Annotated in this window: 19 protein-coding genes and 1 pseudogene; 8 read left to right on the top strand and 12 right to left on the bottom strand. The window is 63.3% G+C overall.

The window, feature by feature from the left end; all coding sequences use genetic code 11:
* Nucleotides 1-103 precede the first annotated feature (103 nt).
* From PPUTUW4_RS10595 to PPUTUW4_RS10540, 12 genes and pseudogenes are all read right to left on the bottom strand, one after another.
* The gene (locus PPUTUW4_RS10595; RefSeq protein WP_015094634.1) at nt 104-1471 is read right to left on the bottom strand and encodes a DUF1329 domain-containing protein; all 1368 of its coding nucleotides are present in this window, start codon (nt 1469-1471) and stop codon (nt 104-106) included.
* Nucleotides 1472-1497: 26 nt separating this feature from the next.
* Complete coding sequence (locus tag PPUTUW4_RS10590) at nt 1498-3330, bottom strand: DUF1302 domain-containing protein (RefSeq protein WP_015094633.1); 1833 nt, start codon at nt 3328-3330, stop codon at nt 1498-1500.
* Nucleotides 3331-3488: 158 nt separating this feature from the next.
* On the bottom strand, nt 3489-4277 hold the full coding sequence (locus tag PPUTUW4_RS10585; protein ID WP_015094632.1) for a crotonase/enoyl-CoA hydratase family protein: 789 nt from the start codon (nt 4275-4277) through the stop codon (nt 3489-3491).
* Nucleotides 4278-4286: 9 nt separating this feature from the next.
* Nucleotides 4287-5288: an acyl-CoA dehydrogenase family protein gene (locus PPUTUW4_RS10580; protein WP_015094631.1), complete on the bottom strand. Its 1002-nt coding sequence runs from the start codon at nt 5286-5288 to the stop codon at nt 4287-4289.
* Between the two features lie 24 nt (nt 5289-5312).
* Entirely contained in the window at nt 5313-6470 is a 1158-nt protein-coding gene (locus PPUTUW4_RS10575; protein WP_015094630.1) for an acyl-CoA dehydrogenase family protein, read from the bottom strand.
* Complete coding sequence (locus PPUTUW4_RS10570; RefSeq protein WP_015094629.1) at nt 6467-7675, bottom strand: lipid-transfer protein; 1209 nt, start codon at nt 7673-7675, stop codon at nt 6467-6469. The genes PPUTUW4_RS10575 and PPUTUW4_RS10570 overlap by 4 nt, the downstream gene beginning before the upstream one ends.
* Before the next feature lie 31 nt (nt 7676-7706).
* Nucleotides 7707-8846 carry an acyl-CoA dehydrogenase family protein gene (locus PPUTUW4_RS10565; protein ID WP_015094628.1) on the bottom strand — a complete coding sequence of 380 codons (1140 nt, stop codon included), beginning with the start codon at nt 8844-8846 and terminating at the stop codon, nt 7707-7709.
* A 263-nt stretch (nt 8847-9109) separates the two neighbouring features.
* Nucleotides 9110-10633, bottom strand: a complete 1524-nt coding sequence (locus PPUTUW4_RS10560) for a long-chain-fatty-acid--CoA ligase (protein ID WP_015094627.1) — start codon at nt 10631-10633, stop codon at nt 9110-9112.
* Nucleotides 10624-11058 carry a PaaI family thioesterase gene (locus tag PPUTUW4_RS10555; RefSeq protein WP_015094626.1) on the bottom strand — a complete coding sequence of 145 codons (435 nt, stop codon included), beginning with the start codon at nt 11056-11058 and terminating at the stop codon, nt 10624-10626. The genes PPUTUW4_RS10560 and PPUTUW4_RS10555 overlap by 10 nt, the downstream gene beginning before the upstream one ends.
* Nucleotides 11058-12617 (bottom strand): annotated as a pseudogene (locus PPUTUW4_RS10550) (long-chain fatty acid--CoA ligase); the annotation flags it as partial. The pseudogene PPUTUW4_RS10550 and the gene PPUTUW4_RS10555, both read right to left, overlap by 1 nt.
* Before the next feature lie 57 nt (nt 12618-12674).
* Nucleotides 12675-13478 (bottom strand): enoyl-CoA hydratase/isomerase family protein, encoded by an 804-nt coding sequence (locus PPUTUW4_RS10545; protein ID WP_015094624.1) that lies wholly within the window; start codon nt 13476-13478, stop codon nt 12675-12677.
* Between the two features lie 51 nt (nt 13479-13529).
* Complete coding sequence (locus PPUTUW4_RS10540; protein WP_015094623.1) at nt 13530-14684, bottom strand: CaiB/BaiF CoA-transferase family protein; 1155 nt, start codon at nt 14682-14684, stop codon at nt 13530-13532.
* A gap of 196 nt (nt 14685-14880) precedes the next feature.
* On the opposite strand from PPUTUW4_RS10540, the gene PPUTUW4_RS10535 reads away from it, so the two are divergent.
* The 8 genes from PPUTUW4_RS10535 (at nt 14881) to PPUTUW4_RS10500 (ending at nt 23511) form a co-directional block, all read left to right on the top strand.
* Nucleotides 14881-17709 (top strand): LuxR C-terminal-related transcriptional regulator, encoded by a 2829-nt coding sequence (locus PPUTUW4_RS10535; protein ID WP_015094622.1) that lies wholly within the window; start codon nt 14881-14883, stop codon nt 17707-17709.
* Nucleotides 17710-17926: 217 nt separating this feature from the next.
* Entirely contained in the window at nt 17927-19084 is a 1158-nt protein-coding gene (locus PPUTUW4_RS10530; protein WP_227698119.1) for an acyl-CoA dehydrogenase family protein, read from the top strand.
* Between the two features lie 27 nt (nt 19085-19111).
* Complete coding sequence (locus PPUTUW4_RS10525) at nt 19112-20296, top strand: lipid-transfer protein (RefSeq protein ID WP_015094620.1); 1185 nt, start codon at nt 19112-19114, stop codon at nt 20294-20296.
* A 29-nt stretch (nt 20297-20325) separates the two neighbouring features.
* Nucleotides 20326-20766, top strand: coding sequence for a MaoC family dehydratase N-terminal domain-containing protein (locus PPUTUW4_RS10520; protein WP_015094619.1), 441 nt, complete (start codon nt 20326-20328; stop codon nt 20764-20766).
* A 14-nt stretch (nt 20767-20780) separates the two neighbouring features.
* The gene (locus tag PPUTUW4_RS10515) at nt 20781-21197 is read left to right on the top strand and encodes a MaoC family dehydratase (RefSeq protein ID WP_015094618.1); all 417 of its coding nucleotides are present in this window, start codon (nt 20781-20783) and stop codon (nt 21195-21197) included.
* Nucleotides 21198-21227: 30 nt separating this feature from the next.
* Nucleotides 21228-22052, top strand: a complete 825-nt coding sequence (locus PPUTUW4_RS10510) for an SDR family NAD(P)-dependent oxidoreductase (RefSeq protein WP_007974186.1) — start codon at nt 21228-21230, stop codon at nt 22050-22052.
* A 182-nt stretch (nt 22053-22234) separates the two neighbouring features.
* Nucleotides 22235-22882, top strand: a complete 648-nt coding sequence (locus PPUTUW4_RS10505) for a TetR/AcrR family transcriptional regulator (RefSeq protein WP_015094617.1) — start codon at nt 22235-22237, stop codon at nt 22880-22882.
* Entirely contained in the window at nt 22879-23511 is a 633-nt protein-coding gene (locus tag PPUTUW4_RS10500) for an SDR family oxidoreductase (RefSeq protein WP_015094616.1), read from the top strand. The genes PPUTUW4_RS10505 and PPUTUW4_RS10500 overlap by 4 nt, the downstream gene beginning before the upstream one ends.
* Nucleotides 23512-23526 lie beyond the last annotated feature (15 nt).

Raw genomic sequence — 23526 nt, 5'->3', positions numbered from 1 at the left:
CATTGAGCCCGCCGCCGGATAACGCGCCACCCGCATCAGGTGGTAGGCGTAGCACAACGCACAACGCCCTGCGAACAGGGCGTTGTCTCAAGCGGACAAAGGGTCAGCGAATGCCGTCGTTGCGCAGCGCAGCCGGGGTGAAGTCGGTCATCTTCGCGGTCATGCCGTACGTCGTCGCATGCCTGGACTGGTTGGTCATCGCCAGGACGTTGTAGCGACCGGCGATCAGGTCGTAGATGCCGAGCATGGAGAAGTTCGACGAACCGCGCTCGTAATCATTGACCGCATAACCTTCCGCCACTCGCCACAGCTGCCCGCGGCCGTCATAGTGATCGACCTCGGCCAGTTGCCAGGTGTCCTCGTCGAAGTACATGTCGCGCTTGGCGTAGACGTGGCGTTGACCGGGCTTGAGCGTGGCCTGCACGTGCCACACGCGGTGCAACTCGTAACGGGTCAGGTCCTGGTTGATGTGCCCCGGCTTGATGATGTCGTCGTACTTGACCTTCGGCGACTGCAACTTGTAGTTGTTGTACGGGATGTACAGTTCCTGTTTGCCCACCAGTTTCCAGTCATAACGATCCGGCGCGCCGTTCATCATGTCGGTGTTGTCGGCGGTGCGCATGCCGTCGGATCCGTTGCCCGGGCCGTCATACGCCACTTGCGGTGCACGGCGCACGCGGCGCTGACCGGCGTTGTAGACCCATGCCAGGCGCGGTTCCTTGACCTGGTCGATGGTCTCGTGGATCAGGATCACGCTGCCGGCCATGCGCGACGGCGCGGTGATTTCCTGTTTGTAGTAGTACAAAACGTTATCGGCCTGCCCGGCATCGACGCCTTCCATCAATTGCGGGAAGGCCAGTTTGTCTTCGTACTCGACGATGGAATAGGAACCGTTGGTTTGCGGTGCCGCCTGGGCCGCGATACGTTCCATGTTGCCGCCGCGATAGCGGTTGGTGTGGTTCCAGTACACCTGCACACCGTTCTTCGGAATCGGGAACGGGTAATAGCGGGTCTGGGTGAAGTTCACCAGGCCGTTGCCGTCGGGGGTCAGTTCGGTGGTCACCGCACTCTTTTTGGCGAGGTCATAGATGTCCTGTGGCGACGCGGCCGTGCGTTGGGTCTTGTACACGGGGATCTTGTAGCTGTCCGGATAACGCTTGAACATCGCCAGTTGCCCCGGGGTCAGCTTGTCCTTGTACTGCTCGACGTTGGCTGCCGTGATCACGAACTGCGGCTTGTCACTGGCAAACGGATCGCCAAGAAAACCATTGTCGAGCGGCGCCGCACCGGGCTTGAGGCCACCGGTCCAGGCTGGAATGCTGCCGTTGGCATTGGCCTCTTTCTGCGCCCCCAACGGCGTCAGGGTGGTGCCCAGCTGAGCCGCTTCCTGCGGGGTGACAGCGGCCATGCCCCCTGTGGCCAGCAACGACAGACTCAGTGCGCCGGCGCGCAGAATTAAACGTGCGTTCATGTTCAGTTTCCTCTGGCAGGGTTGCATCAGAAATTCACGCCGAAGCTGAGCGCGGCGTAGTCGCGGTCGACGTTGGTATTGAAATCGCCACCGAAGTAGTTGGTGTAACTGAGGCTGGCGGTGTAGGTGTTCTGGTAGTCGGCATCGACACCGAGGCTGACCGCCTTGGAACCTTCATCGAAGTTCGGGCCGTAACCCTGGACGTCGTGGGACCAGGCAAGGTTCGGCGACAGGTTGATACCGGCGATCGCGTTCGGGTAATCGAGCTTGCCGCGCAGGCGATAGCCCCAGCTGCTGCTGGTGTAGAAGCCATCGTTGTTGCACTCCTGCGCCGGGTTGCTGGCGTTGGGCTGGCCCGCTGCGCTGCCACGGCAAGTGGCGGCACCCGCAGCACCCGGCAGTTCGCCGGAACCGAAGGCCGGGCTGCGACCGAAGCGCAGGTCCGTACCGTCCGCCTTGCCCAGGCCGTTGATCTTGTTGTAACCCACCTCGCCCACCAGGGTCAGGCGACTGGCACCGAACACCTGATCGAAGAACTGCGTGGCGGTCACCTGCGCCTGGGTCACCGGCATGCGCTTGTAGCCATTGACCTCGCCACCCAGGGTGCGCCCGGCGAAACCGGTGGTGATCAGGGGCGATGTGGCGCCGAAGGTCGCCGCGGACAACAGGTCGGCGGTGTTCAATTGCAGCGGCATGTTCGGCCGGTAGCTGAGCTCCCCTCCCAGCGAAACGCCCGCGACGTTGGTCTGGAAGCTCAAGCCATACAGGCGAATGTCTTCCGGATAATCGATGAAGTAGCGGGCACTGCGCGCCGAAGCCACGCCCCCGGCCGGGTTGCTCATCTGGTTGATGCTCAGGTACGGGTTGCGGCTGTGATAGTTCATCGCATAGGCGCCGAACTCGGTGTCGTTCGCTTCCGGCACGTACCAGCGCAGGGCCAGGCCATACTGGCCGCTGTCGCGTGCATCGTTGTCGTTGAGGCGCGGGATAAAGGCGTCATCGGTGCCTGCGGCAATGGCCGCCAAACCACCGGTGTTCTTCGCCACGCCCGGTGGCAGGTCGAGACCGGCGATCACCAGGCGGTCGTCACAGCCTTGCGGTACACCGTCATTGCCAAAGAAGGTGCCGCAGTTGTCCACCACCGACTTGTCCCATTGCAGCTGGTAAAACGCTTCGGCGGTGATGTTGTCGGCCAGGCCCTGGGACACGTAGAGCAGGTTGACCGGAATCAGGCCTTCCTTGACTTCCGCACCGGGACGACGCAAGGCGGCGACGTCGATCGGGTTGATGCTGTTGATCGAGTTGCCGATGAAGGTACTCTCGCCCCAGCTCACCACTTGCTTGCCCAGGCGCACGTTGCCGACCTGATCGCCAATCGAGTAGTTGTGGTAGACGAAGCTGTCGAGGAACATCGCGCCGGAGGACTTGGCCGCGCGATCACGCCCCGAGTCGTTGATGTCATAGAACGGGCGGCTCTCATCCATCAGCTCGAAGTCATACCAGTACTTACCGCGCACGAAAGCACCGCTGTCACCGTACTTCAGCTCCAGGTCATGCACGCCCTTGAAGATCTTCGAGAAGGTTTCACCCTTCTTGAAATTCAGGCGGTTGTCGTCGGTGGTCCGGGAGGCGGACTCGCCACCTTTTACGCCCTGGGAGTTGAAGTTGGAGATGAATTGCTTGTCTGGATCAGCCGTCGACCAGCTTGCCCCCATCGACAGCGACGAATCGAAATTGCCCTGAATTTCCCCGATGTTGAAATCAACAGCGTGAGCCTGATTGCTCGCACAAGAGGCAACCATCACAGCGACGGCCAGCAGACTCGGCTGGAAGACTCCGCGCATTGTTTTTGTTGTCATGCGGTTTCTCCGGTTAAGGATTTAGTGTTGGAGCACCCATGCTAGTGGGGCTCCGGTCCGTCCCTCACACCCGAACGGGTGATTTGAGGGGGTGTTGGTCGCGAGGTTTCGCGCGGTGTAACAGCCCGGTGCAAGCCGGGCGTTACGCTCGGTGACATTCACCCGGTGAAGCTCGGTACGCGCTTGTCGATAAAGGCCGCCACGGCTTCGCGGTGGTCAGCGGTCTGGTGCGACAGCACCTGGAACGTCGCGGACATTTCCAGCAGCGTGTCGAGTCGGGTGTGCAAGGCTTCGCGCAACAATCGCTTGGCCAGACGCACGGCGTGAGGCGGGTTGGCGGCAATCGACGCGGCGATTTCCCGTGCCGTGTCCAGCAACTGTTCGGCGGGAACAACGCGGGACACCAGGTTCCATTGCTCGGCCTGGCGAGCGTCGATCATTTGCCCGGTCAGGGTCAGTTCGGTGGCGCGGGACAAACCGATGATCCGTGGCAACAGCCAGGCGCCGCCGTCCCCCGGAATGATCCCCAACTTGACGAAGCTCTCGGCAAACTTCGCCTGCTCGGACGCGACGCGGATATCGCACATGCACGCCAGATCCAGCCCCGCGCCGATGGCCGCGCCATTGACCGCGGCGATCACCGGGACTTCCAGATTGAACAGCGCCAGGGGCAGGCGCTGAATGCCGGTGCGATATTCCTGACGCAATTGCATGCCCGACATTTGCCCATAACGGTCCATGTCGCGCACGTTGCCGCCGGAGCAAAACGCAGTGCCGGCGCCGGTGATGATCACTGCACGCACGCTGCTGTCGCGCTCAATGCGCTCGATGGCTTCGAGAAATTCCTGCACGGCACTGTTGCCGGTCAGCGGATTGCGTCGCTCGGGGTCATTCATCGTCAGGGTGACGACATGACCCTCCTGTTCGTATTTCAAAAACGGGTTCATGGCTGATTCTCAAGCAGTGGGAGACGGGGTGACGTGACGCACGAATTCGCAGGCCGTGACGTTCGGCTGCGTCAGCAACGCCTGGCCGACAATCCCGCTCCAGTACGTTTCCGAACCTTCGCTGATGCGCCACTCGTGCAGGCGCCGGGTGAACAGCTGCAGGTCCAGTTCTTCGGTCACGCCGATGGCGCCGAACAATGCATGGGCGATGGCCGTGACTTGAGGCACCGCCATGCTGGTCCGCGCCTTGGCAATGGCCGTCGCCATCAACGGCGGCACCTGCAAATCGCCGGCAAACGCCAGTTCAGCGGCGATGCGCGAAGCGGCAACCTGCTCGGCCATCACACTGAGCTGGTGTTGCACCGCCTGGAACTTGCCGATGGCCTTGCCGAACTGCATGCGGTCGTTGCAGTACGCCAGCGTCATGGCGAGTGCCTGCTCCATGGCCCCGGCTATGGCGGCGGCGTGGATGGCGGCGTTGAACACCCGTACTTCCTCGCCGTTATTACCGATGGCACTGCCGACTGAGTCCTGCGACCAGTACAAGGTGGCGCATTGACTGCCGTGAACGCCCGTGGGCTGACGGCGCGCCAGGCTGCAATCGAGCAGCAACAACTGGCCTTCCAGGTTGACCAGAGCGAAATCGGCCATCAAGCCAAACGCCACACGCGGCACGCACAACAGGCCATCAGGCTGGCGATGGGCTGTACCGGCCAGGGTCAACATGCCGCTCGGTGGCGCGCTCGGGCAGTCACGCATCAACGCGCGAGCGGCAATGCTTTGCGCCGCCGGGACCGGCAGCGCGCAGCGACCGAAGGCGACAAAAATCGGCAGCAGTGCATTGAGCGCAAGGCCCGCTCCACCGGCGACTTCCGGCGTCAGCAATTCGAGAAAACCGCTGTCTTCCAGGGCGCTCCACAACGTCGCTGCGCTGTCTGCGCTTTCCACGGCACGGACCCGCGCCGGCGTGCACAAGTCGCTGAGGATCTTTTCAATGGCTTCAGTGAACATGAAGTATTTCCTGTTGGAGGTGCATCAACGCAGGCCAAGGCCGCGGGCGATCATGCCGCGCAGGATTTCCCGGGTGCCGCCGCGCAACGAGAAGGTCGGCGCGACCTGGTTCAGGTAGGCGACCGTGCTGTAGAGCGCCTCATCGACCGGTACATCCGGATCGGCGCTGATCGCCGCGGCAATCGCCGCCGGGATCGCCTGCTCGAATTCGGTGCCGATGTCCTTGACCAGTGCGGCTTCCACCACCGGGCTTTCACCCCGTGCGAGCAACCCGGTCAGTGCCAGCGACAGGTTGCGCAGGCAGGTGAGCTGGCTGAGAAAACTACCGAGCAACGCAGTCTCCTGGGCCGTCGCGCCCGTGCGCCGCAATGTCTCGGCCCACAGGTCGAGCAACACGATGCTGGAGTAGAAACGCTCCGGCCCGCTGCGCTCGAACGCCAGTTCGGCGTTGACCTGTTTCCAGCCACTGCCCTCCTCGCCCACCAAGGCGTCTTCGCCGAGCAAGACGTCGTCGAAGGCCACTTCAGAGAAATGCGCGTCACCGGCCAGGTCAACGATGGGACGCACGCTGATGCCTGGCTGCTTGAGGTCGATGATGAATTGCGACAGCCCGTTTTGACGGTCCTCGGGCGCACCACTGGTGCGCACCAGGGCGATCATGTAGTCGGCGTGATGGGCGTTGGTGGTCCAGATCTTGCGCCCGCTCAGGCGCCAACCTTCCGGGCAACGGGTGGCACGGCTGCGCACGCTGGCCAGGTCCGAGCCCGAGTTCGGCTCGCTCATGCCGATGCAGAAAAACGCCTGGCCGGCACAGATGCGCGGCAGGAAAAAATCCTTCTGTGCATCGCTGCCGAACTTCAGGATCAACGGCCCGCTCTGACGGTCGGCGATCCAGTGTGCCGCCACCGGAGCACCGGCAGACAGCAGCTCCTCCACCAGCACGAAGCGACTGAACGCATCCAGCCCGGCACCGCCATAAGCGGCGGGCAAGGTCAGGCCGACCCAGCCGCGCTGCGCCAGTTGCCGACTGAAACCTGCATCGAAGCCGGTCCAGCTGCGCGCTCGCACACTCGCCGAAACCCTTGGCAGATGCTCGGCCAGAAAAGTTTTGACCTCGGCACGAAAGGCTTCTGCGTGTGGCGGCAGCGCGGTCAGGCGAAAGGCGTCGAGCAAGCTGCTCACTGGGCACCTCCACTGACTTTGCCGTACAGCGTCACCACGCATGCGCCGCCCAGCCCGAGGTTATGGGCCATGGCCAGGCGCGCACCATCGACCTGACGCTGCTCGGCGTTGCCGCGCAATTGCTGGGTGAGCTCGTAGCACTGCGCCAAACCCGTCGCGCCCAATGGATGCCCCTTGGAAAGCAGACCGCCGGACGGATTGATCACGATCTGCCCGCCGTAGGTGTTGTCGCCGTCCATGACGAACTTCTCGGCCCCGCCCTCGGGGCAGAATCCCAGCGACTCGTAGCAGATCACTTCGTTCTGGGCGAAGCAGTCGTGCAGTTCGCAGACGTCGATGTCCTGTGGACCGACACCAGCCTTCTCGTACACCTGGCCCACGGCGGCGTGGGTCATGTGGGTGCCGACCCAATCGAGCATCGACGGTTTTTCGAAGTTGAAGGATTCAGGGGTATCGGTGGTCATGGCCTGGGCGACGATTTCCACGTCGCGGCGCAGGCCATGTTTTTTCGCAAAACGCTCGGACACCAGGATCGCCGCCGCGCCGCCACAGGTCGGCGGGCAGGCCATCAGTCGGGTCATCACGCCTGGCAGAATCACCGGGTCGTTCATCACGTCTTCGACGCTGAGCACCTTGCGAAACAATGCGAGCGGGTTGTTGGCGGCATGACGGCTGGCCTTGGCGCGCACAGCGGCGAAGGTTTCCATTTTGGCGCCGTATTTCTGTATGTATTCGCGCCCGGCACCACCGAAGGTACGGATGGCCTGGGCCATGCCATCCATATCGGCGGTCAGGCCGCGCAGGATCGGCAGGAAACGTTCGCGGGTCGGAGGGCGATCATCCCAATGGGACTTCAACGCACCGGCCTGCATCTGCTCGAAACCCACCGCCAGTACGCAATCGGCCGAGCCGGACTCGATGGCCTTGCGCGCCAGGTACAACGCGGTGGAACCGGTCGAGCAGTTGTTGTTTACGTTGACCACCGGTATCCCGGTCATGCCGACTTCGTAGAGCACGCTCTGGCCGCAGGTGGAATCGCCGTAGACGTAACCGGCGTAAGCCTCCTGGACCAGGCTGTAATCGATCGCCGCATCGGCCAGGGCGCGACGCACCGCTTCGGCTCCCATCTGCACATAGGTCGGGCTGTCGCTGGGCTTGCGGAACGGGATCATGCCAACGCCGGCAACCAGTACTTTTTCGCTCATGGTGTCACCTGAAAAAATGCGGGGGAAAGGATCACAACTGGCGCGCGATGAGTTCGCGCAGCACTTCGCTGGTGCCGCCGAAGACGCGCGTCACGCGCATGTCGACGAAGGCGCGGGCGATCGGGTACTCCATCATGTAGCCGTAGCCGCCATGCAGCTGGACCATGTCGTCGATGCACTTCCACAGGGTTTCGGTGGCCAGGAGCTTGGCGATGGCTGACTCCTGCACCGTGAGGCGACGACGCATGTGCTCACTGATGTAGTGGTCGATGGTCAGGCGCACGGCCGTGGCCTGGGCCTTGATGTCCGCGAGCTTGAATTTGGTGTTCTGGAAGTCCCAGACGGTCTGGTTGAACGCCTTGCGGTCCTTCACGTACTCGACGGTCTGCTCCAGCAGGCGTTCGAGCTTGGCGGCGCAATACAGGGCAATCACCAGACGCTCTTGCGGCAGCTCCTCCATCAGGTGCATGAAGCCCTTGTTTTCTTCACCGAGCAGGTTGCCCACCGGCACACGGACATCGTCGAAGAACAGCTCGGCGGTGTCGGCGGCGTGCTGGCCGACCTTGTCCAGCTTGCGCCCGCGGCGGAATCCCTCGCGGTTGCACTCGACCACGATCAGGCTGCAGCCCTTGGCCCCGGCACTCGGGTCGGTCTTGCACACGACCACCACCATGTCGCAGGTCAGGCCGTTGCTGATGAAGGTCTTGCTGCCGTTGATCACCCACTCGTCACCGTCACGCACGGCAGTGGTGCGGATCGCCTTGAGGTCGGAACCGGTGCCCGGCTCGGTCATCGCGACGGCCAGTACGGTTTCGCCGGTGCAGATTTTCGGCAGCCATTTCTGCTTCTGCTCTTCGGTGCCCAGACGCACGATGTAGGGCGCGACGATGTCCGAATGCACGCCCAGGCTCCAGCCCGACACCCCGGCGCGGTACAGCTCTTCGATCAACACCGCCGAGTGGCCGAAGTCGCCGCCGCCACCGCCATATTCGGTCGGCACGGTGAGGCACAGCAGATTGTGGCGGCCAGCCTTGAGCCAGGTTTCCCGGTCGACCTGCCCGGCCTCGTCCCACTGCGCCTGTTTGGGCAGGCACTCACGCTCGAAGAAACGCCGCGCGGTGTCGCGCAGCATTTCGTGGTCTTCACGGTAGACGGTACGGTTGATATGCATCGGGATCTCCAGTGGGTTGCCAGGCAAGGCTTGCGCCTGGTTCGTGGAACCACTGTATTGGCGGGGGGTGGGTCGTGAAGCCACCCGGATCGGGTAGCGAATTGAAGGTGGTTGAACAGTGAAGTTCGGGGATGCAAAACGGCCCCCTGTGGGAGCGGGCTTGCTCGCGAAAGCAGTGTGTCAGTCGACGCACATCTTGAATGTGGGTCCGCCTTCGCGAGCAAGCCCGCTCCCACAGGGTCTTGGTGGTGCAGTTAGGTGGGCTATTGGCGCAGTTCGCGCTTGAGGACTTTGCCAGCGGCCGACAGCGGCAGTTCGTCGCGAAACTCAACGGTTTTCGGGCATTTGTAGGGGGCGATGAATTCGCGGCAGTACCTGCGTAATTGCTCGGCATCGACCTGGGCACCGGGTTTGCGCACCACCACCGCGTGCACCGCCTCGCCCCACTGTTCATGGGGAACGCCGATCACCGCGCACAGCGCCACGGCCGGGTGTCGCGCGAGGATGTTTTCGACTTCCGCCGAGTAAACATTTTCGCCACCGCTGACGATCATGTCCTTCAAGCGGTCGACGATGAACAGGTAACCCTGCTCGTCCATGTAAGCTCCGTCGCCGGTGAACAGCCAGCCATCGCGCAATGCCTTGGCGGTTTCCTCGGGCTTGTTCCAGTAACCCTGCATGATGTTCGGCCCGCGCACGATGATCTCGCCCACCGTGCCACGCGCAACTTCCTGACCTTGCGGGTCGACGATCTTCACGTTGACGCCCAGCCCGCCGCGCCCGACCGAACGCGACAGACCACTCTTGCGTGCCTGCGGCGTGTGATTGCACGGCAGATTGCTCGACACCACCGGGCAGGCTTCGGTCAACCCGTAGGAATGTGAAAGCTCGAGATCCGGAAGCCGGGCCAACACCTGTTCCACCATTTCGCCAGCGCTGGGTGACGCACCGTAGGTCAGGCGTTTCAGGCTACTGAGGTCATGGCGATCGAAGTCCGGATGGGCCAGCAGCGCGAGGATCATGGTCGGCACCAACAGCGTCTCGGTGATCCGTTCCCGCTCGATCACCTGCAGCACCTGGGCCGCATCGAAACTCGACAGCAGCACATGGCTTTCACCGGCCATGAACTGAATCAGTGCCCGAGCCATGCCGGCGACGTGGAACAGCGGCGCCACGTGCAACAGTCGACCGTCACGGATCGGCGGCATGTCGACCATGCGTGGCATGCACGCCGACCACAGGTTCAAGTGCGACTGCATCACGCCCTTGGGAAACCCGGTGGTGCCGCCGGTGTACATGATGCAGGCGAGGTCTTCACCGCCACGCCCGACATCCTCGACCGGCGCAGTCCGGGCAATCAGTTGCTCGAAACCCAGCATGCCCACAGGCACTTTCCCCTCGCCTGCATAGATAAACCGTGGCGCATGGCGGGCACTCCTGCGGATCTGCTCGGCCAGTGGTGCAAAGTGTTCATCGACGATAAGGATGCCGGTACTGCAATCGTCCAGCGAATAGACGATCTCCGGCACGCTCCAGCGGATGTTCACCGGGTTGAGCACCCCGCCGCCCCACCACACACCCATGATGTATTCCAGATAGCGGTCGGAGTTGAGCGCCAGCATGCCGACCCGATCGCCAGCCGCCATGCCCAGATTCTGCAAGGCACCGGCCAGGCGAGCGACGCGGTCACCAAACTGGCGATAGGTCCGACGGCGATCACCGAAAACCGTCGCGAGCTGATCCGGATTTTGTTGCAGTGTGCGTTGCAGGCATTGGGTCATGTACATGGCATCTGGCCCTTCCACGGGGTGAAGACGCCGTTGGCACGTAACACCAGGCGCTCGCCGACCTTCAACAGGCAGCTGGCGTTGATGAAGGTGCCGCCGCTCTTGAGCACTTGCACATGCGCCTCCAGCCAGTCGCCTTCGCGCACCGGACCGAGGTAATCGACGTTCAGATTGACCGTCACTGCCACCGACTGCGACACCGAATGGCGCCGCAATATGACGCCGAATGCGCTGTCCGCCACCGTGGCGAGAAAGCCGCCGTGGGCGATGCGCACGTAATTGAGATGCTGCGGTTCGAGGCGCACCGCCAGGATCGGCAGCTCTTGATGCACATAAAAGTCGCCGCAACAGCGCAAAAAACCCGAGCGTTGTTCCAGCGCGCAGAAGCCCTCGGGAATCAATGCGCCACCGTTCACCTGTGGCATCAGCTGACACCCCGGTCCTTGCCGGCCCAAAACGGTTCGCGCAGATCGCGCTTGAGCACCTTGCCAGCGCCAGACAGCGGCAACGCAGTGCGGAACTCGACCGACTTCGGCGTCTTGTAGCCCGCGATCTGCCGCCGGCAATGCTCGATGATCGCGGCGCCCGCGGCTTCGTGATCGGGCTTGAGCACGATCACCGCATGCACCGCTTCGCCCCACTGCGCGCAGGGAATGCCGATCACTGCGCAGGCGGCGACGGCCGGGTGACTGGAAATCGCGCTTTCGACTTCACCCGAATAAACGTTTTCGCCACCGCTGACGATCATGTCCTTGAAGCGGTCGACAATGTAGATAAAGCCGTCGTCGTCCATGTAGGCACCGTCGCCGGTGTGCATCCAGCCGCCACGCAGGGCCTGGGCGGTTTCTTCGGGTTTGTTCCAGTAGCCGAGCATGATGTTCGGGCCACGGACCAGCACTTCGCCGACCGTGCCGCGCGGCACCTCGTTGTCGTGTTCGTCGACGATGCGCACGGTCACGCCCAGCCCTGGCCGCCCGGCCGAGCGCAGGCGACCATTGGCAATACCTTCGGCGCTGTGGTTTTCCGGACCGTTGGCGCTGATCGGCGGCGCCGCTTCGGTCATGCCGTACCCTTGGGTGAACTCGACATTGGGCAACGCCTTGAGCGCCAGTTCGAGCAAGGGCACGGCAATCGGCGAGGCGCCGTAGGTGAGGCTGCGCAGGCAGCTCAGGTCATGTCTGGCGAATTCCGGGTGCATGATCAATGCCTGAAGCATGGTCGGCACGATCAGGATGTCGGTGATGCGCTCGCGCTCGATGGTACGCATCACGTCCAGGGCATCGAAGGCCGGGACGAAAATGCTCGGCAGACCGAGCAGCGAGATCAGGATGACCCGCGACAGCGCCGCCAGGTGGAACATCGGCGCGATGTGCAGGGTCAGGGCATCCGCCGGCACCGGCACATCGGCCGCACGGGCCACGGCAGCGGTCCACAGGTTCATGTGCGACTGCATCACACCCTTCGGCCGGCCGGTCGTGCCGCCGGTGTACATGATGCTCGCCAGGTCATCACCGCCGCGAAAGGCGTCGTCCACCGGCGTAGCTTCACGAATCAGTTGCTCATAGGACAGCATGCCTTCGGGCAATGGCCCGTCGCCGATGTGAATCAGCAATGGCCGTACCTTGGCGCTGCCGGCGATGTCTTCGGCCATGGGCAGGAAGGTGTCGTCGATCAGCAGGATGCGCGTGTCACAGTCGTCCAGCGAGTAGACGATTTCCGGCACGCTCCAGCGAATATTGACCGGGTTGACCACGCCGCCGCCCCACCAGGTCGCCAGGAAATACTCAAGGAATCGGTCGGAGTTCAGGCCCAACAGGCCGACGCGGTCGCCGGTCTGCATCCCCAGTTGCTGCAAGGCCCCGGCCAGGCGAGCCACCCGCTCGGCCAGTTCGGCATAGGTACGGCGGCGGTCGCGAAAGACCGTCGCCACGGCATGGGGACGTTGCTGCAACACGCGGTGCAGGCCTTGGGTCAAATACATGGGGTTCTCCTGTGAATTATTGTTGTCAGGTCAGGACGAATGCGGCGCTTGCCTGTTGCGTCAGGTGCCGGTGTACTTCGGTGAACGCTGCTCGGCCTGGGCCATGCGCCCTTCGGCGTGATCTTCGCTGTCGCGCAGTAACCCCCAGTGCAGATGGGCCTGGGTGACGAAATCCCGGGGGGCGAGGTGGGCGGTCTGCAAGGCCAGGCGCTTGATCGACTGCACCGCCAGCGGGCCGTTGGCGGCAATGCGCCCGGCCAGATCCAGCGCCGCTGGCAGCAGACGGTCCTTTGGCAGCAGCTCTATGACCAAACCGATGTCCAAAGCCTCCTGCGCGCCGATCGACTCCCCGGTCAGGGCCATTTTCATCGCATGTGCCGCCGGGATCGCACGAAGCAGGTACTGCACGCCGCCGGCCGCCGGAATGGTCGCGTCGCACACTTCAGGCAAGCCGAAGGTAGCGCCGCACGAAGCGATACGCAGATCGCATTGCAGCGCCAGCTCGAGACCGCTTCCCAGGCAGGCACCATTGATGGCGGCAACCACCGGTTTCCAGATTTCCAGGTCGCTGAGGTCGAACAGTCGGCTGTAGCCGCCCTCCTCGGCTTCGGTCTCGCGACTCTTGAGGGTGCCGGCGACGAAACCCGAAGCGGCCAGCAGCGACTCCTTGTGGCTCGCGCCGCTGCAAAATGCACGCTCGCCGGCACCGGTCAGGACGATGACCCGCACCTGTTCGTCATCCTGGCAGGCGCCCAGGGTCTTGCGCAGGTGCATCAAATCGCTGAGGGTCAGCGCGTTGTTCGACTGTTGCGCATCGAGCGTGACAAGTGCCACGTGATCGATGATCTTGAACTGAATGGCCATGGATGACTCCTGCGCTGCACGGATCTTTATGTTTTTTCGGGGCGCACGCGTTCAGGCGCGCCATCCCAGACCCAGCGCACGCAAGCGCTCGATGGCCGCTGTGTCGTAGCCCCAGTCGCGCAGTGCGTCGCCGCCGTGTTCGCCACGCTCGGGAGCGGGTTGCGGTTGCGCCGATGGCGTGCCAAGGAAGCGCGGAGCCGGGACCGGCTGCACCACCCCGTCGACCTCGATGAAGCTGCCACGGGCAACGCCGTGGGGATGCCGGGTGGCTTCGACAAGCCCCAGCACCGGTGCAACGCAAGCGTCGCTGCCTTCGAACGCGGCCACCCACTGCTCGCGGGTGCGGCCCAGGAACGCAGCGGTGAATGCCTCACGCAGACGCGGCCAGCCTGCCTGGTCGTGCTGATTGGGCAGGTCGGCGTTGGACAGTCCGAGAATTTCCAGCATCTGCGCATAGAAGCGCGACTCGATCGGCCCGATTGCCATGTACTGGCCGTCGCGGGTTTCGTAGGTGTCGTACCAGGGCGCACCGCCGTCGAGCAGGTTGCTGCCGCGCTGTTCTTTCCAGTGCCCGCCGGCGAGCAGGCCCCAGATCACCGAACCCAGTTGCGCCGCACCTTCGGTCATGGCCGCGTCGACCACCTGGCCGGCGCCGCCGCGCTGCACGTTGACCAGCGCCGCCAGCACGCCCATCGCCAGCAGCATGCCGCCACCGCCGTAGTCGCCCACCAGGTTCAGCGGCGGCACCGGTCGCCCTCCGGCCGGGCCGATGCTCGACAACACACCTGACAAGGCGATGTAGTTCAGGTCATGCCCGGCGCGGTCGGCCATCGGGCCGGTCTGGCCCCAACCGGTCATCCGCGCGTAGACCAGGCGCGGATTGCGTTCGAGCGCGATGTCAGGGCCAAGACCCAGGCGCTCCATCGTGCCGGGGCGAAACCCTTCAATCACCACATCGGCACGTTCGATCAGTTCCAGCGCAGCGGCGACACTGTCCGGGCGCTTCAAGTCGAGGGTGACCGAACGCCGATTGCGCCCGGTAATATCGGCACGCTTGCCTTCCAGCTTCGGCCCCAGGTCACTGGCCTTCTGCGGGCGGTCGATGCGCACCACGTCGGCGCCCATATCGGCCAACAGCATGGTGCCAAACGGCGCCGGCCCGATTGCCTCAAACTCCACCACCCGAATGCCACTCAGTACGCCCATTGCCAACGCTCCACTGTTCTGACGGAGCGCCACAGCACTCCTATTCTTGTGCTTTCCAGTAGATCAATCCGTTCATCGACGACCACCACCCACATCGGGTGGTGGCCGCCAAAGACAGGGTCATGCCACCCATGCTCTGGGTTACACTCGATGAGATTCGACGCACTCACAAAACAAAAAAGAATCGGACAGCCCCATGGATAAACACCGCAAGTCCAATGCATCGGACCCCCATGCCAGCCAGGTCTTCAATCCGGTTCAGTCCCCGATCGTCAGCACCAAACTGATTCCGCCGCGCAGCACCGGGCGCCTGATTTCCCGCGAACGCCTGCAGGATCAAATGCTCAAGGCCCGACGCCTGCGCTGCATCGTGCTCAAGGGGCCGGCCGGCTGCGGCAAGACCTCGACCCTGATCGCCTGGCGCCAGGCGCTGTTGCCGTTGGGGTTCGACGTGGCGTGGCTGACGTTGTCGGCGGACGACAACGAACTGACGCGTGTTCTTGACTACCTGCTGGCGAGCCTCGGCCAAATCGACCCGGCGCTGGTGCGGGACGCGACTCAACTGGAAGGTCGCGGCATCGACAGCGAAGCCGTTGAGCGCACCGTCATCACCCTGGTGCGCAGCATTGCCAGCCGTGGCCGTGAACTGGTGCTGGTACTCGACGACCTGCACCACCTGACCGACGTGGGCATTCACCAGGCCCTGCAATGGCTGATCGACTACGCCCCGGCCAACCTGCATCTGGCGCTGGTGTCGCGCAGTGCCGTGCCTTTGTCCCTGGCGCGGTTGCGCAGCCAGGAACTGGTACTCGAGCTGAACCTTCGGGACTTGCGCTTCACGGCGATCGAGTCCGAACAGTTCCTCAAGGCGCAGTTGGGCGAGGTCAATGCCCGTGACGCCAGGATGATGCATGAGCTGACCGATGGTTGGGTCGCCGGCCTGCAACTACTCGCCGTCAGCCGCAAAAAGAACCGCCCGCCTGCCACCCCGGACGCCACGTCAGTGCACCCGCAGCTGCGGGACGATCAAGCCTTCGCCAAATTTTTCGAAGTCGAAGTGCTGTCTCACCTGTCGCCGACCGACCTCGACCTGCTGCTGCTCATGGCCGTGTGCAACCGATTCTGCGCCTCGTTGTGCGCCGCTCTCAGCGGCCACCCGCAGGCAGTTGCCGAAGCGAATGCGCTACTGACGCGCATGGAGCGGGACAACCTGTTCCTGATCCCGGTGGACAGCGCCGAACGTGAAACCTGGTATCGCCTGCACCCGCTGTTGCGCGAAACCCTGCTCAAGTATTTCGACTCCCGCAGCCAGGCCGAGCAACACGCGGTGCACGTGCGGGCGTGGCACTGGTTCCGTGACCATAATCACCTGGATGAAGCGGTGCACCATGCGGTCATGGGCGGCGACCCGGCTGCCGCCGCCGACCTGGTGGAGCAACACGCCGAGGCGCTCTACGCCCATGGCGACCTGCGCATGTTGATCGAGCTGGTACGGCTGTTGCCGGTCGAACAGGTACAGGCCCGGGTCAAGCTGCGCATCCTCAAGGCGCGGATGCAGCTGTATGCCCGGGATTTCGTGGCCTGCAGCGCCAGTCTCGAACAACTGTTTCGCGACGTTCCCGAGAGCGAAGTCCATGACCACTTCATGATCTCGCTGCTGCGCGCCTCCCTGGCCCTGCAACGGGATGACACCGACGCGGCCATGACGGTCCTGCCGCAACTGCTCAACCCGCCGCCGGGCAGCAACAGCGTGGCCATCGGCTCCTGCGCCAACATCCTGTCCTGGCTGTACATGCACCGCGGCGAATACGAAAAGGCCCGGCAGGTACAACTCGACCGGCCGAACCTGCTGATCAATGGCGAACCGCTGCTGGGGACCACGGCCGGCAGCCTTCAGGGTCGTTGCATGATTGGCTTGAGCCTGGCCCTTGAAGGCCAGATGACTCAGGCGGAAAGGGTTTACCGCGACGTGCTGCATGAGGCCGGCCAATGTGGCAAGGCCGGTGCCGACGCGACTTATCTCTCCGCCGCGCTGCTCGGCGAGGTGCTGTACGAAACCAACGATGTCGACGCCGCGTTCAAAATGCTCTCGGGCTGGATCGACATTCTCGAACGGATTTCGATTCCCGATTCCGTCCTGCGTGTGCTGCAAGTGTTATGGAACGTGCAATGGCTGGCAGGTAACCATCAAGAAGCCCTGGCGTTTGTCGAGCGGCTGGATGAGTACGCGATCAAACTCGGTCTGGAGCGCCTGCAAGCCTACTGCCTGACCTGGCAAGTGCGCTGGTTGCTGATTCTCGGGGAGACGGCACAAGCCCAGGCCAAACTGGCGCGCCTGGAAGCCATCGACGCGCGTCACCCGGATGCCGGGCACACGGCCCTGAAGGAAATCCACATCCTGGCCGAGAATGCCCGCGCTCGCTGGCAACTGGTCCAGGGTGATCTGAACGGGGCTTGCGATCGCATAGAACGATTGATCGAAACCTGCGACCGGCATCGTCGCCAACTCGGGGCAACGCGCCTGCTGGTGCTCAGCGCCGTGATCGAGTCCGAACGCGGCAACCATGAACGGGCACGGATCAAAGTCATCGAAGCCTTGCGCCGAGGTCAACGTTTTGGCCTGGTGCGCAGCCTCCTCGACGCCCATCCGGATGGCTTGAAACTGATCTGCGATATCGCCGCCCGCGAAGTCCTGGACCCGGTGCTGGCGTTTTATGTCGAGCGCTTGCAGGCGGCCGAGGCCACGACCCCGGCGATCTCGAAGGTCAAACCTGCGACAACGGCCACCAGCAAACCGTTGACGGCCGGGATCGAACCGTTGAGCGAGCGGGAAATCGAAGTCGTGCGCCTGTTGGCCCAGGCCCTGCCCAACAAGAAAATCGCCCGCGCCTTGGGGCTCTCGCCGGAAACCGTGAAATGGCACCTGAGCCATATCTACAGCAAGCTCGGCGTCAGCAGCCGTGATGAAGCGGTGGCGCGGGTGCGCGATCTGGAATCCCAGGATGGCAGCAACGTCCTCCCCTGAAACCCTGTAGGAGCTGCCGCAGGCTGCGATCTTTTGACTTTGTTTTTTAAGAACAAGATCAAAAGATCGCAGCCTGCGGCAGCTCCTACATGGATTGTTTTTTCCCCCGCCACCCGGCTCGGGTGGCGTTCGGGCCACGGGCCCCACCTATCGTAACCCTCAGATCACAGGCGCAGTCCGCGCCTTGCGTAAGCGCTCGGCCCAAGGCCGGCCTGCCATGTTTGAGGAGTCTTGCGTGCACATCGCCCGAACCGTTTTCCGCGACGACCATGAGATGTTCCGCACCACCGTGCGGCGCTTTTTCGAACGCGAATGCCTGCCGCGCCAGGCCGCCTGGGACAAGGCCGGCCAGGTCGACCGCGAGACCTGGCTCAAGGCCGGCCGCGAAGGCTTGCTCGGCATCACCCTGCCCATCGAATACGGTGGCGGCGGCGGTGATTTCGGTCACTGCGCGGTGTTCAACGAGGAGTTCGCCCGGGCCGGCGTGAGTGGCGCCTACTTCGGCATGCATTCGGACGTCATCGCCCCGTACATCAATCGCTGCGGTAACGAAGAACAGAAACAGAAGTGGCTGCCGGGCATTTGCTCTGGCGAGACCATCCTGGCCATCGCCATGACCGAGCCCGGTACCGGCAGCGACCTCAAGGCCGTGCGCACCACTGCCGTGCGCGATGGCGACGAATACGTGATCAACGGCAGCAAGACCTTCATCAGCAACGGCCTGACCGCCGACCTGGTCATTGTCGTGTGCAAGACCGACCCGGCTGCCGGCGCCAAGGGCATCAGCCTGATCGCCGTGGAAGCCAGCCGCGCCGGTTTCAAGCGCGGGCGCAAACTGGAGAAAGTCGGCCAGGCCGCCGCCGACACGTCCGAGCTGTTCTTCGACAACGTCCGCGTGCCCGTCGGCAACCGCCTCGGCGAGGAAGGCCTGGGCTTTACCTATCTGATGGGCGAACTGCCCCAGGAGCGCTTCTCGATTGCGGTGTCCGCCGCCGCGAAGCTGGAGCGCCTGCTGGAGCAGACCCTCGAATACGTGAAGGACCGCAAGGCTTTCAACCAGACCGTCTGGGACTTCCAGAACAGCAAATTCAAGCTCGCCGACATCAAGGCCCAGGCCACCGCCATGCGGGTGATGGTCGACTACTACCTGGGCGAGCACATGCGCCGGCGCCTGACCCTGGAAGAAGCGGCCATCGCCAAGCTCTTCACCACCGAGACCCTGTGGAAATGCATCGACGACATGGTCCAGCTGCACGGTGGCTACGGCTACATGATGGAGTACCCGATCGCCCGCGCTTTCGTCGACTCACGGGTCAATCGCATCTACGGCGGCACCAGTGAAGTCATGCGCGAAATGATCGCGCGCAAGCTCTGAACCTCTCAAACAACAAGGAAAACAACGATGAGCAATAAAGTGTTCGTTGCTGGCGTCGGCATGATCCAGTTCAAGAAACCGGGGACCAACGAGCCCTACGACGTCATGGGTGAACAGGCGATCCGCCAGGCCCTGGCCGATTCGGGTGTGGATTTCAATGACATCCAGCAGGCCTACGCCGGTTATGTCTACGGTGACTCCACCTGCGGCCAGAAAGCCTTGTACCGCGTGGGCATGACCGGCATTCCGCTGATCAACGTCAACAATAACTGCGCCACCGGCTCCAGCGCCCTGTTCCTCGCTCGCCAGGCGGTACAAAGCGGCGCGGTGGACTGTGCCCTGGCGTTTGGCTTCGAACACATGAACCCGGGTGCCTTGAAATCCGCCTGGACCGATCGCGCACCGGCCACCGAACGTGCCCTGGTGCTGGCCAACGAACTGATCGGCATGCCCGACCTGCCCAATGCCATCCGCCAGTTCGGCGGCGCCGGCTACGCGCACATGCAGAAGTACGGCACCCGACTGGAAACCTTCGCCAGGATCCGCGCCAAAGCCAGCCGTCACGCCGCCAATAACCCGCTGGCGGTGTTCCGCAACGTGGTGAGCACTGATGAAGTCATGGCCGCCCCGATGTTGTGGGAAGGCGTGATGACCCGACTGATGGCCTGCCCGCCAACCTGTGGCGCTGCCGCGGCCATCGTGGTGTCCGAAGCGTTCGCGAAAAAGCACGGCCTGCGCACCGACGTATTGATGGCAGGCCAGGCGCTGACCACTGACCTGCCGAGCACTTACGACGCCAGGGACATGATCCGCGTGGTCGGTTTCGACATGACGCGCATGGCGGCGGATATCGCCTACAACCAGGCCGGCATCGGCCCGCAGGACATCGACGTCATCGAGCTGCACGACTGCTTTGCACAGAACGAACTGCTGACCTACGAAGGCCTGGGCCTGTGCGCCGAAGGCGGCGGCGAGCGACTGGTCAACGATGGCGACAACACCTATGGCGGTAAATGGGTGACCAACCCGTCCGGCGGCCTGCTCTCCAAGGGCCACCCGCTGGGCGCCACCGGCCTGGCCCAGTGCTTTGAACTGACCCACCAATTGCGCGGCACCGCCGAACAACGCCAGGTGCAGGACGCGCGCATTGCGGTGCAGCACAACCTCGGTCTGGGCGGAGCCTGCGTGGTCACCGTTTACCAGAAAAACTGACGCGCCCGCAGAGCTTAGGAGCCATGCAGATGATCGACAAGAAACACATCGGCAGACAACTGCCCACTTTCCTCGTGACCGCCGAAGCCGGGCAATTGCGCTTCTTCGCCAAGGCCACCGGTGAAACCAACCCGGTTTACTTTGACGAACAGGCCGCACGCGATGCCGGGTATCCCAACCTGCCGCTGCCGCCGACCTTTCTGTTCTCGCTGGAGTTCCAGATTCCTTCGAACGCCTGGCGTGACGAACTGGGCATCGTCACCGCGCGCATTTTGCACGGCGAAGAATCCTTCCGTTATCACCGCATGGCCCATGCCGGCGACACCTTGCGCTTCGATGTGCGCATCGCCGACATCTACGACAAGAAAGGCGGCGCCCTGGAATTCGTGGTGCGCGAAACCCGGGTCACCAATCAGCACGGTGAGCACGTTGCGGACCTGCGCAGCGTGCTTGTGCAGCGCAACAGCTGAAGCGGAGAACACTGATGAATGCGATTAGCCTGGAAAAAATCAACGTCGGCGACACCCTGCCACCCCTGGCCCTGCCACCGATCAACCGCACCACCCTGGCCCTGTTCGCCGGTGCATCGGGTGATCACAACGCCATCCACATCGACACCGATTACGCCCGCCGGGCCGGCATGCCCGACGTGTTCGCCCACGGCATGCTGTCGATGGCCTACCTCGGTCGCCTGCTGACCCAGTGGGTCGATCAGCGCCAGTTGCGCGAGTTCGGCGTGCGCTTTCTCGGCATCACTCATCTGGGTCACCAGATTACCTGCACCGGCACTGTCGTCGAGCGCCTCGAGGTCGAGGGCGAGCAACGGATCAAGGTCGAAGTGCGCACCACCAATCAATACGGCGAGACCAAGATCGTTGGCGACGCCGTGATCGCTCTGTAAACAAAACTGATCACTGAGGAGCAACACCCCATGGCAAAACTCGAAGGCAAAGTCGCACTGGTCACCGGTTCCGGTCGTGGCATCGGTCAACAGATCGCCCTGAAACTGGCGAGCGAAGGCGCGCGCATCGTCATCAACGACCTGGACGCCGACCCGGCCCACGAGACCGCTGAAATGATCCGCAAGCTGGGTGGCGAAGCCGCCGTCTGCCACGGCAACGTCAGCGCCCCGGACTTCGGCGACCGCTACGTCAAGACCGCGATGGACAACTTCGGCGCCATCGACATCATCGTCAACAACGCCGGCTATACCTGGGACGACGTGATCCAGAAGATGAGCGACGAGCAGTGGTACGCCATTCTCGATTGCCACATGACCGCGCCCTTCCGCATCCTGCGGGCGGCCTACCCGATTATCAAGGCCCAGGCCCAGGCCGATGCGGCGGCAGAGCGCGAGGTATTCCGCAAAGTGGTGAACATTTCTTCGGTGTCGGCCCTCAACGGCAACGCCGGGCAGATGAACTACTCCTCGGCCAAGGCCGGCGTCATCGGCATGACCCGTGCGCTGGCGCGCGAATGGGGTCGTTTCAAGGTCAACGTCAATGCTGTGGCCTTCGGTTTCATCGAAACCCGCATGACCAAGGCCGACGCCCATGCCGGCGCCACGGTGAACATCGAAGGTCGTGACATCCGTGTCGGCATCAGCCCGGAAGCCGCCAAGTCGTTCGCCCAACGCAACCCGCTGGGTCGTCCGGGCACCGTGCAGGAAGCGGCGGACGCGGTGTACCTGTTCTGCTCGCCGGAGTCGAACTACATCACGGCGCAGACCATCGCGGTCGCTGGCAATCTGCAATAAGCAAAACCGTAGGAGCGAGCTTGTGGTGGGAGCGAGCCTGCTCGCGATGGACGTCAACGATAACGCGCTTCATCTGATTGACCGGCGTTGTCCGGGCATTTTTCGCGAGCAGGCTCGCTCCCACAACAGCTCCCTCGCCACACAATCCGTGTTTGAGTTTTGATGACCGCAGGATCACTCCCATGAACATGACTGAAAGCAACATCCGCCTGGCCGCCATCAAACTGATCTCGCGCAACGGCTTCGGCTCGATGAGCCTGCGCCAGCTCGCCACTGAAGCAGGCATCAACGCCTCGACTCTGTACCTCTACTACAAAGGCAAAAACGAACTGCTGCTGGAGCTGATTCTCGAGTATTTCCAAGGTGTGTCTCGGGAGTGGGCACGGCGTCGCCCCAAAAAATCCGCGACCGCCGATACCAAACTACTCGCCTTCATCGCCTGCCACGTGCGTTATCACCTGGAACACCAGGACGAGGCCATGCTCGGCAACCTGGAGTTCAGAAGCCTCGCCGAAGAGGATCTGGAGCAGGTCCGCCAAGTCCGGCGCCAGTACCTGAGCGCCCTGCAGGAACTGCTCGAGCAAGGGGTCAAGGAAGGTTCGCTGAGCTGCGCCGAACCCAAACTGATGGCCCGCACCCTGTTCAACATGCTCACCCATGCCTGCGTCTGGTACCAGGCCGATGGTCGCTGGAGCATCGATGCCGTCATCCGCCATTACTCGGAACTGGTGTTGAAAATGCTCGGCGCCGCGCCTGTTCCGTCGCCCGGGATACCTGTCCCACGAGCCCTGATCACCCGCCGCCCGATGCCCGCGGAGGTACGTCCATGAGCGATCCCATGCAGCCGTTTTCCATGGCCGGCAAGACCGTCCTGGTGGCCGATGCCAGCACCCGACTGGGCGCGCATTTCGCCCGTCTGATCAGCCGCGCCGGAGCCCGTGTAGCCCTCGGCGGCCAGCACCCTTCGCAGTTGGAGCAACTGGCGGCCGACCTGCATTGGGAAGGTGGCGAAGTCATGGTCGTCAGCCTCGACAGCGCCCGCAGACCGAGCATAGAAGCCGCACTGGACACCGTGCAGCAACGATTCGGCAGCGTCGATGTGCTGATCAACAACAGCGCCGAGCGCGAGCATGTTGCCCTGAACAATCACATCGTCCACTGCACCAGCCTGCACATGATACGGGCCGAACGCGGTGGCAGCATCGTCAACATCGACCCGCCGCCGCGCCCCATCAGCGAGCCGAACCCGTGCCTGCGCGCCAATAGCAGCCTGATCCGCATGAGCCGCGCCATGGCCCAATCACTGACGCCGCACCGCATTCGCGTCAACGTCATCGCGGCCGGTCGAGGCAAGGAAGCCGTCCTGCAAGAACTCAACGGCCCCTTGTTACTGCTGGCCAGCGGTGCCGGCGCCAGCGTCACCGGCGCGGTGCTGCATATCGACGGCCACGCCACCTGATACGGGTGGCGTGTT

Source organism: Pseudomonas sp. UW4 (genome assembly GCF_000316175.1).
In the GTDB taxonomy this organism is placed as follows: domain Bacteria; phylum Pseudomonadota; class Gammaproteobacteria; order Pseudomonadales; family Pseudomonadaceae; genus Aquipseudomonas; species Aquipseudomonas laurylsulfatiphila.
The sequence above is the reverse complement of the archived record's forward strand: the minus strand, read 5'-3'. Positions and strand labels throughout refer to the sequence as shown.

Bases quoted from the DNA above. Each gene is read 5' to 3' on its own strand.
- PPUTUW4_RS10515 (WP_015094618.1), top strand. From the start codon at position 20,781: ATGAATGCGATTAGCCTGGAAAAAATCAACGTCGGCGACACCCTGCCA.
- PPUTUW4_RS10595 (WP_015094634.1), bottom strand. From the start codon at position 1,471: ATGAACGCACGTTTAATTCTGCGCGCCGGCGCACTGAGTCTGTCGTTG.
- PPUTUW4_RS10530 (WP_227698119.1), top strand. From the start codon at position 17,927: ATGTTTGAGGAGTCTTGCGTGCACATCGCCCGAACCGTTTTCCGCGAC.
- PPUTUW4_RS10540 (WP_015094623.1), bottom strand. From the start codon at position 14,684: ATGGGCGTACTGAGTGGCATTCGGGTGGTGGAGTTTGAGGCAATCGGG.
- PPUTUW4_RS10570 (WP_015094629.1), bottom strand. From the start codon at position 7,675: ATGAGCGAAAAAGTACTGGTTGCCGGCGTTGGCATGATCCCGTTCCGC.
- PPUTUW4_RS10510 (WP_007974186.1), top strand. From the start codon at position 21,228: ATGGCAAAACTCGAAGGCAAAGTCGCACTGGTCACCGGTTCCGGTCGT.
- PPUTUW4_RS10525 (WP_015094620.1), top strand. From the start codon at position 19,112: ATGAGCAATAAAGTGTTCGTTGCTGGCGTCGGCATGATCCAGTTCAAG.
- PPUTUW4_RS10580 (WP_015094631.1), bottom strand. From the start codon at position 5,288: ATGTTCACTGAAGCCATTGAAAAGATCCTCAGCGACTTGTGCACGCCG.
- PPUTUW4_RS10520 (WP_015094619.1), top strand. From the start codon at position 20,326: ATGATCGACAAGAAACACATCGGCAGACAACTGCCCACTTTCCTCGTG.
- PPUTUW4_RS10560 (WP_015094627.1), bottom strand. From the start codon at position 10,633: ATGTACATGACCCAATGCCTGCAACGCACACTGCAACAAAATCCGGAT.
- PPUTUW4_RS10545 (WP_015094624.1), bottom strand. From the start codon at position 13,478: ATGGCCATTCAGTTCAAGATCATCGATCACGTGGCACTTGTCACGCTC.
- PPUTUW4_RS10500 (WP_015094616.1), top strand. From the start codon at position 22,879: ATGAGCGATCCCATGCAGCCGTTTTCCATGGCCGGCAAGACCGTCCTG.
- PPUTUW4_RS10565 (WP_015094628.1), bottom strand. From the start codon at position 8,846: ATGCATATCAACCGTACCGTCTACCGTGAAGACCACGAAATGCTGCGC.
- PPUTUW4_RS10535 (WP_015094622.1), top strand. From the start codon at position 14,881: ATGGATAAACACCGCAAGTCCAATGCATCGGACCCCCATGCCAGCCAG.
- PPUTUW4_RS10585 (WP_015094632.1), bottom strand. From the start codon at position 4,277: ATGAACCCGTTTTTGAAATACGAACAGGAGGGTCATGTCGTCACCCTG.
- PPUTUW4_RS10505 (WP_015094617.1), top strand. From the start codon at position 22,235: ATGAACATGACTGAAAGCAACATCCGCCTGGCCGCCATCAAACTGATC.
- PPUTUW4_RS10555 (WP_015094626.1), bottom strand. From the start codon at position 11,058: ATGCCACAGGTGAACGGTGGCGCATTGATTCCCGAGGGCTTCTGCGCG.
- PPUTUW4_RS10590 (WP_015094633.1), bottom strand. From the start codon at position 3,330: ATGACAACAAAAACAATGCGCGGAGTCTTCCAGCCGAGTCTGCTGGCC.